The 8,246-nt window shown below is 70.5% G+C and carries 5 protein-coding genes and 1 riboswitch; of the genes, 1 reads left to right on the top strand and 4 read right to left on the bottom strand.

Annotated elements, in window-relative coordinates:
* The 3 genes from JGS39_RS17405 to JGS39_RS17395 all read right to left on the bottom strand — a co-directional run.
* A partial coding sequence (locus tag JGS39_RS17405; protein WP_219570042.1) for a hypothetical protein occupies positions 1 to 545 on the bottom strand: 545 nt, incomplete at its 3' end.
* Between the two features lie 90 nt (positions 546 to 635).
* On the bottom strand, positions 636 to 2,330 hold the full coding sequence (locus tag JGS39_RS17400; protein ID WP_219570041.1) for a polymorphic toxin-type HINT domain-containing protein: 1,695 nt from the start codon (positions 2,328 to 2,330) through the stop codon (positions 636 to 638).
* Positions 2,331 to 2,478: 148 nt separating this feature from the next.
* A complete protein-coding gene (locus JGS39_RS17395; protein ID WP_371930605.1) occupies positions 2,479 to 3,642 on the bottom strand; it encodes a C40 family peptidase in 1,164 nt (387 codons plus the stop codon).
* Positions 3,643 to 3,649: 7 nt separating this feature from the next.
* A riboswitch (cyclic di-AMP (ydaO/yuaA leader) is annotated at positions 3,650 to 3,816 on the bottom strand.
* 259 nt (positions 3,817 to 4,075) lie between these two features.
* Between JGS39_RS17395 and pcrA the strand changes: the two genes are divergently transcribed.
* The gene (gene pcrA / locus JGS39_RS17390; RefSeq protein ID WP_219570039.1) at positions 4,076 to 6,514 is read left to right on the top strand and encodes a DNA helicase PcrA; all 2,439 of its coding nucleotides are present in this window, start codon (positions 4,076 to 4,078) and stop codon (positions 6,512 to 6,514) included.
* A 44-nt stretch (positions 6,515 to 6,558) separates the two neighbouring features.
* Here pcrA and JGS39_RS17385 read toward each other — a convergent pair whose 3' ends face one another.
* Positions 6,559 to 8,187 carry a M23 family metallopeptidase gene (locus JGS39_RS17385; RefSeq protein ID WP_219570038.1) on the bottom strand — a complete coding sequence of 543 codons (1,629 nt, stop codon included), beginning with the start codon at positions 8,185 to 8,187 and terminating at the stop codon, positions 6,559 to 6,561.
* Positions 8,188 to 8,246 lie beyond the last annotated feature (59 nt).

Raw genomic sequence — 8,246 nt, 5'->3', positions numbered from 1 at the left:
ACGTCCACGGGCTGCGCGCGACCCGCCTCCGCCGCCGACGCGCGCAGCCCGTGGACGTGCAGCGCCTGCTCCTCAGGGCTCCACGACATGATCCGCTCGACGTCCCGGTCCTGGATGACGTCCTCCTCGGCAGCTGTCGCGCCGCTCCCGCCGTCCAGTGCCCGGGCAAGCGCCCGCGCCGACTCGGAGGGCGCGACCGCACCGTCCGGGCCCTGGTCGATGAGCATCGCCACCCCGGAGAACAGGGCCCTGAGCCCGAGCGCCGCCGCCGCGACGGCCCCGTCCGGCCGTAGTTCCGGATCGAGTTCGGGGAGCACGCTCAGCCGGCGGTGCATGGCGGCCGCCGCGCTCCCGTCCGGCGGCGCGATGTCCCACAGCAGCTCCAGGGCGGCCACGCAGCTGTCCTGGTCCTCCGGGCGCCCCTCGTCGGCGAGATACCGCAGGAGTACTCCCGCGGTGCGCTCGGCGCAGGCCGCCGAGAACAGCCTCGCCTGGGCGAAGGTCCCGAGGAAGGCCATGCCCCGGACGCTCTCCAAGATCTTCACGCTCGCTCGCTCCTGCTGGTGCTCGTCCTGTGTACGCCGATGCCCGTCCGGTGCCGGACACCTTCCGCACGGTACCCGGCGCAGGCCCGGTCACGGCCACCAGAACGTCTTGTACTTGCGTCCGCCCCGCCCCGTCACATTGCCGCTGACCACACCCTCGGAACCCTTGATGAGCGGTCCGCAGATGTCCTGGCAGACCTCGCGCGACGCCCCGCCGGCGATGGGCTTGCCGCCCAGCTTGTCGATCTCCAGCAGGGCGTTCTGCTCGGCGTGCGTGGCGCCCTGCACGTTGACGCGGACCGGGACGTCACCGCGTTTGGCGATGGCGCTCAGCTGCGCCGGGGACAGACCCTGGCCGCTGCTGGAGACCACGTTGCGCTCCACCCACTGTCCCGGCTTGCCGGGTACGGGGAAGCGCGCCCGGACGACGGAGGTGGTGTTCGTCTTCTCGGCCCACTCGACCGCCTTCTCGATCTCCTCCGGGCTCTTGCCCTTGGCCTTCGCCTCGCGTCGCACCTCGTCCAGGAAGACGTCCTGGTAGTCGCGGGCCGCCTGGGCGTTCTCCTCGGCGAGCTTCTTCAGTTCGGCGGGGGTCCGCTTCTTCGGGCCGCAGTCGTTGTTGTGGACCAGGACGTTGCCCCGGCCGACGGCCACGTAGTAGGTGTGCGTGGTGTCGACCGTCAGGTCGTGGGTGCGCTGACGCCGCGTGTACCGGCTGACCGAGGTGACGGCGAGCGTGCCGCCGTCGGACAGCCGCAGTGCGTCGCCGGCGGCGATCCGGCCCGCGTCGGCCCAGCGTCCCTCGTTCGCCAGCCAGAACGGGTGCGTGTCCGTGGCGGTCAGGGTGGCCGTACGGCCGTTCTGCTCCACCGTGAGCCGGGTGAAGTGCTTGTCGCCCTCGGTGGTGATGGTGTCCGTCACCGTGCGGGCCGCGCTCCGGCCGCCCGCCGGGTCGGTGGCCAGGACACGGTCGCCGGCCCGTATGTCCTCGATGGCGCGGCGGGTGCCGTCGGCGAGGAGGACGGGGGTGCCCGCGAGGAAGCTGTGATTGACCGGGCAGTCCGGCTTCTTCTCGGGTTCGTCCTTCTTCGGCGGGTTCTTCTTCTCCCCGTCGACCTTCTTGCCGGCGTTCTCCAACGCCTTCTCGGCGTCCTTGACCTTCTTCCGGCTCTTGACGAGGCCCTTCAGGCCGTCGTAGAGGTCACCGCCGTGCTTCTTCAAGCTCTTGATGAGCTTGTAGGCCTTCTTCCACTTCCAGGGCGCCCCGTACTTGGCCCCCAGCTTCGCGACCGCACCGCCGACCAGGCTCAGGAGGACGTTGATCAGGGTCTCGGTGCAGGCGCCCATGTCGCCCTTGGTGACGCAGTCCAGCGCGTCGGTGATGCCCAGCTCGTCGGCGAGGATCTTCGCGAGTTCCTTCGCGGCGTCGACCGCCTTGTCCGAGTTGGACTTCTCCTCCGCTTTCGCGTCCTGGAGGTCCTTCAGCGCCTTGTCGTACTCGATCTGGGCCGGAGTCTTCGGGGAGCCGTCCCCGTTCCTCTCCGAGGCCGGATCGCCCTGACCGTTGCCGGGCGTGTCCGAATCGCCCTGTGCCTCGGCGCCGCCGTCGTTCCCGCAGTTCCCGCCGCCGCCGATCCGGCAGACCTGGACCCCGATCTTCTCCGTCAGGTCCGCGCCGATCCCCGTGGCGACCAGGGCGCCGATGACCGCCACGACGACCAGCGTCAGACCCAGGTACTCCAGCGCACCCTGGCCCCGGTCACGCCGTCGGCGCAGCCCCAACACGCGTGCCTGTGTGCGCGGCACACCGCGCCGCACGCGGCGCCGTAATTCCCCCATGCGTGGCATGAGGAGACGTTAACGGGCATACAGGGGCCGCGTCTTGGGCCCGTGGACCCAATGCGCGACCCCCGCGGCAACCCCGGCGGGCTCGTCAGCCCGGACGCACGCTCCCGTAGATCGGCATGTAGTAGATCGACTCCTCGCGCACGTTCGCCCCCGGCTTCGGTGCGTGGATCATCATGCCGTCGCCCTTGTAGATGCCGACGTGACTGATGTCGTCGTAGAAGAACACCAGGTCCCCGGGCCGCAGATCCTCCGTGGCTATCCGGGTGCCCACGTTCACCTGGTCCCAGGTGGTCCGCGGAATGTCGACACCGGCCGCCTTCCAGGCCGCCTGGGTGAGCCCCGAGCAGTCGTACGAGGCCGGGCCGGTCGCCCCCCAGACGTACGGCTTGCCGAGCTGCGCCCTGGCGAAGGCCATGACCTTCTCGGCCTTGGTCGAGGCGTCGGCGTCCGAACCCGAACCGGAGCCGGTCCCGGTGCCTGTCCCCGTACCGCTGCCGGTCTCCTTGGCGGCCTCCTCGGCCGCCGCGGCCTTGCGGTCGGCCTCGGCCTTCGCGGCGGCCTGCTTCTTCGCCAGCTCCGCCGCCTTGCGCTTGGCCTCCGCCTCCTTCTTGCGCTCCAGCTCGGCCAGGCGTGCCTTCTCCTCGGCGGTCAGCCTCGAGAGCAGGCCGCGGGCCTCGGACAGCTTCGTCTGGACGTTCTGCTTGCTGGTGCGCAGCGTCGCCTGGGACTCGGTGAGCGTCTCCAGGCTCGCCACGGCCTCGGCCCGCTGCTTGGACGCCTTCGCCTGCTGCGTACGGAAGTCCGACACCGCCCGTGTCTGGCGCTCGGTCATCCGGTCCATGAGGTGGGTCTGGTCGAAGAACGACTGCGGGTCGTCGGCCAGGAAGAAGGTGGCGGTCGGGGCGAGGGTGCCGCCGCGGTACTGGGCGGCGGCGTAGGTGCCGAGCGTCCTGCGGGCCTCGTTCACCTTCTCCGTGCGCTTGGCGACGTCGTCGAGGAGCGTGTCCACCTTGGAGCGCTGCGCGGTGGTCGCTTCCTTCGCCTGGTTGTACTGCTGGGTCGCGGTGCCCGCCTGCCGGTAGAGGTCGTCGACCTTCTTCTGCACGTCCTCGATGCTGGGCTTGGGAGCCGGAGCGGCGAGTGCGCTCTGCGTGGACAGCAGAGTCACCGACGCCAGTGCGGCCGTCGTGATCCCGACGGCCGGGCCGGTATTGCGCACACGGGTGCGCGGTTTGCGATGCGACGCCAAGGCCGGCATCTCCTTCCGTGGACCGCCTACCGGGTTAGCTGTCGGGTTCGGGCGGAACGGAAGGCTGCCCTACGGTCCTGGTGGGGGATGCGGACCGATTCACCCCGGTGATGCGTGTGGGTCCCCGGTTCCGGACTCCCGTGACGGGCAGCCCGGATTCGGCGTGGACGCCCGCTCGGCGTGGATCGCCTCTGGGGGTACGGGCCGCCCGAACGAGCACGCTAGCCAACTCATGGTGTCGCTGTGAAGGTTGATGTTCGATATGCCCGATACATTTTCGTGACCTCACCGGATCGGGGTGCTGCGGGGCAGGTGGAGCCCGGGGTCGCTCCACACAGCGACGTCCTCTGCTCGCTCTGTGTGTCCGGTCGGGGGTGCGTGGTTGGTCACTCGGGCCCGGAGTGTCAGTGCGCACGCCTAGACTCGGGAGGCGATGAGCAGCCTCTTTGACGACAGTTTCCTGGCCGGCCTCCAGCACACGGAGGAAGGGCCCCCGCCGCCCCCCGAGGACTCCGCACCCGAAGCGGTGCCGGAGGACCTCTTCGCGGGCGTTTTCGACGGGCCCCCGCCGCCCCGCGAGGCGTACTACCGCGACGGGGCCCACCGCCCGGTCATCGACGCGGCCGCGCTGCTGGACGGGCTGAACACCGAGCAGCGCGCAGCCGTCGTGCACGCCGGGTCCCCGCTGCTCATCGTCGCCGGTGCCGGTTCGGGCAAGACCCGCGTACTGACCCATCGCATCGCCCATCTGCTGGCCGAGCGCGGCGTGCACCCCGGCCAGATCCTGGCGATCACCTTCACCAACAAGGCCGCCGGCGAGATGAAGGAGCGCGTCGAGCAGCTCGTCGGACCGCGGGCCAACGCCATGTGGGTCATGACCTTCCACAGCGCGTGCGTACGGATCCTGCGCCGCGAGTCGAAGCGGCTCGGCTTCACCTCCTCGTTCTCGATCTACGACGCCGCCGACTCCAAGCGCCTCATGGCCCTGGTCTGCCGCGATCTCGACCTCGACCCGAAGCGCTATCCGCCGAAGTCGTTCACGGCGAAGGTCTCGAACCTGAAGAACGAGCTGATCGACGAGGAGACCTTCGCCGGACAGGCCTCCGACGGCTTCGAGAAGACGCTCGCCCAGGCCTACGCGCTCTACCAGTCCCGTCTGCGCGAGGCGAACGCGCTGGACTTCGACGACATCATCATGACGACGGTGCACCTGCTCCAGGCGTTCCCCGACGTCGCGGAGCACTACCGCCGCCGCTTCCGCCACGTCCTCGTCGACGAGTACCAGGACACCAACCACGCCCAGTACACGCTCGTACGGGAACTGGTCGGCCCGGCCGGTCCGGAGGACGCCCCCGCCGAGCTGTGCGTCGTGGGTGACGCGGACCAGTCGATCTACGCCTTCCGCGGCGCGACCATCCGCAACATCCTCCAGTTCGAGGAGGACTACCCGGACGCGAAGACGATCATGCTGGAGCAGAACTACCGCTCCACGCAGACGATCCTGTCCGCTGCCAACGCGGTCATCGAGCGCAACGAGAGCCGCCGCCCGAAGAACCTCTGGACGAACGCTGGCGCCGGCACCCGGATCACCGGCTACGTCGCCGACACCGAGCACGACGAGGCGCAGTTCGTCGCCGACGAGATCGACCGGCTGACCGACGCGGGCGACGCCAAGGCGGGCGACGTGGCGATCTTCTACCGGACGAACGCGCAGTCACGTGTCTTCGAGGAGATCTTCATCCGCGTCGGCCTGCCCTACAAGGTGGTCGGCGGCGTGCGCTTCTACGAGCGCAAGGAGGTCAGGGACGTCCTGGCCTATCTCCGGGTCCTCTCCAACCCGGAGGACACCGTCCCGCTGCGCCGCATCCTGAACGTGCCCAAGCGCGGCATCGGCGACCGGGCCGAGGCGATGATCGACGCCCTGTCGATGCGCGAGAAGATCTCGTTCCCGCAGGCGCTGCGCCGTGTCGACGAGGCGTACGGCATGGCCGCCCGTTCGTCGAACGCGGTGAAGCGGTTCAACACGCTGATGGAGGAGCTCCGCACGATCGTGGAGTCCGGCGCGGGACCGGCGGTCGTGGTGGAGGCCGTCATGGAGCGGACCGGCTATCTCGCCGAGCTCCAGGCGTCCACCGACCCGCAGGACGAGACCCGGATCGAGAACCTCCAGGAACTCGCCTCCGTCGCCCTCGAGTTCGAGCAGGATCGGGCCGAGGACGAAGGCGCGGGCACGCTCGCCGAGTTCCTGGAGAAGGTCGCGCTCGTCGCCGACGCCGACCAGATCCCCGACGAGGACGAGGACGGCTCCGGCGTCGTCACGCTGATGACGCTGCACACCGCCAAGGGCCTCGAATTCCCGGTGGTCTTCCTGACCGGCATGGAGGACGGCGTCTTCCCGCACATGCGGGCGCTCGGCCAGGTCAAGGAGCTGGAGGAGGAGCGCCGGCTGGCCTACGTCGGCATCACGCGCGCCCGTGAGCGGCTCTACCTCACCCGCGCGGCGATGCGCAGTGCCTGGGGCCAGCCCTCGTACAACCCGCCGTCGCGGTTCCTGGAGGAGATCCCGGACCAGCACCTGGAGTGGAAGCGCAAGGGCCCCATGGCGGCGCCGGCCGGGCCGACGTCGGGCATCACCTCGTCGCTCTCCGCGTCCCGTGCACGCTCCGGTCCCTCGGGCTTCGCGACCCGGCGGACCTCGGACAAGCCGACGATCACGCTGGTGGCCGGTGACCGGGTCACCCACGACCAGTTCGGTCTGGGCACGGTGACGGCGGTCGAGGGCATCGGGGACCAGGCGAAGGCCACGGTCGACTTCGGGGACGAGCGGCCGAAGAAGCTGCTGCTGCGGTACGCCCCGGTCGAGAAGCTGTAGGAGTACCAGCCCCTGCGGGTGGGCGGCCGCGGCCGCCCACCCGGTCAGTTCGGGTTGACGTTGTGGCTGCGGAGCCAGGGCAGCGGGTCGATCGCCGCGCCGCCGCCGGGCCGGACCTCGAAGTGCAGGTGCGGGCCGGTCGAGTTGCCGGAGTCGCCGGAGTGCGCGATGACATCACCGGCCTTGACCGAGCCGGAGCGGATCCGGGTGCTGCTGAGGTGGCAGTACCAGGTCTCGGTGCCGTCGGCCGCGGTGACGATGGCCATGTTCCCGTAGGCGGTGTTGAACTGCGTGCGCACGGTGCCGTCGGTCGCCGCCATCACCGGCGTGCCGTAGTCGACGGGGAAGTCGATACCGGTGTGCACGGACATCCAGTTGACGCCCGCCTGGCCGAAGTACGCGCTGAGCTGGTGGTCCTTGACCGGCATGACGAACTTGGGGCGCAGAGCCTCCTTGCGGGCGGCCTCCTCCGCGCGTTTCTTCTTCTCGGCGGCCTGCCGCGCCTTCAGGTCGATGCGCTCCTGGGTGCGGCTGGCGCGGTCGGCGAAGTTCTCCGCGTCGGCACTGAGATTGGCCAGCTGGGTGTCCAGCTCGTTGTTGGCCGCGACGGGCTTGACCGTGCCGGGGTCGGCGGCCGCCATCGTCGTGGTCTCGTCCTTCTTCTCCTCGCCGCCGCCCATCCCGCCCACGGAGGCTGCGGCGATGCCCGCCACGCTCATCACGCAGGCGGACGGAACGGCGACGGTGAGGAGCGCGGAACGCTTCGCGGGGGAGCGCCGGCGGCTGCGGCTCCCGCCACCACTGCGGGTGACGGGGCGGCCCGCGGGGCGATGACCGGCGTCCGGGGCGGCGTCCGGGGCCGAGTCGGGTGCGGCTGCGGAATCGTGGTCGCGGACGTGGCCGCGAGTGTGGTCCTCCGGCTCGGACGCGGTGCCGTCGGTGGCCACGGCGCCGGGATCCGTCTCCGCGAGGCTGAACTCGGCGGTCCGGTAGGGCTCGTACGGATCGAAGGACGCCTGCGGCTGCTCGTAGGGCGTCTCGTGGGAGCTCTGCTGCTCGTACGTCTCGTCGGTCGCGTACGGATACTGGGCCGTTTGTTCGGTTGCGTCGGGCGCGGCCGCGGTGTGCGCGGATTGCTCGGCCTGCTGTGCGTACTCGGGCGTGGCGCCGGTGTTCCAGGCGGTCGCGTCGTAGGCGCCGGTGTCGTAACCCGTCGTGCCCGTGCCGGTCCACTGGCCGGTCTGCTGCCAGGTGGTGGTGTCCCACTGGCCGGAGGTGTCCGGGGCGTCGTGCTGGGCCGGGACGGTGTGGCCGTAACCGCCGTCCGCCGGGATCCAGGTCGAGCCGGTGTCGTACTGCGGGCCGGGGTCGTACGGGTGCTGCTGCGGCTGCTGCGGCTGCTGCGGCTGCTGGGGCTGCGCGGTGTAGGCCGTGTAGTCGGCGGAATGGCCGTACTCGGCCGTGGGGTGCGCGCCCGTGTCCCACGAGGATGCGTCGTACGTGCCGCTGTGGTCGGCCGTGTTGCTGCCGTACGGGGCGGCGTAGCCCGTCGTGGTGTCGTACGAGCCGTCGTAACTGCCGGGGAGGGAGCCGAAGAGCGGGTCGCTGTCGAAGCCGCCCGTGGAGTGGCCGTCATATCCGGCGTACCCGGCGTGGGGGTGCTGGTCGTTCACCAACGTCTCTCTCGCCTCGGCAGCAGGACCAGTGTCTCCGGGGTCCGGTGGGGACTCCG

This window comes from Streptomyces poriferorum, from assembly GCF_019399235.1.
Classification (GTDB): Bacteria; Actinomycetota; Actinomycetes; order Streptomycetales; family Streptomycetaceae; genus Streptomyces; species Streptomyces poriferorum.
This window is presented reverse-complemented; position numbering and strand designations above follow the sequence as displayed.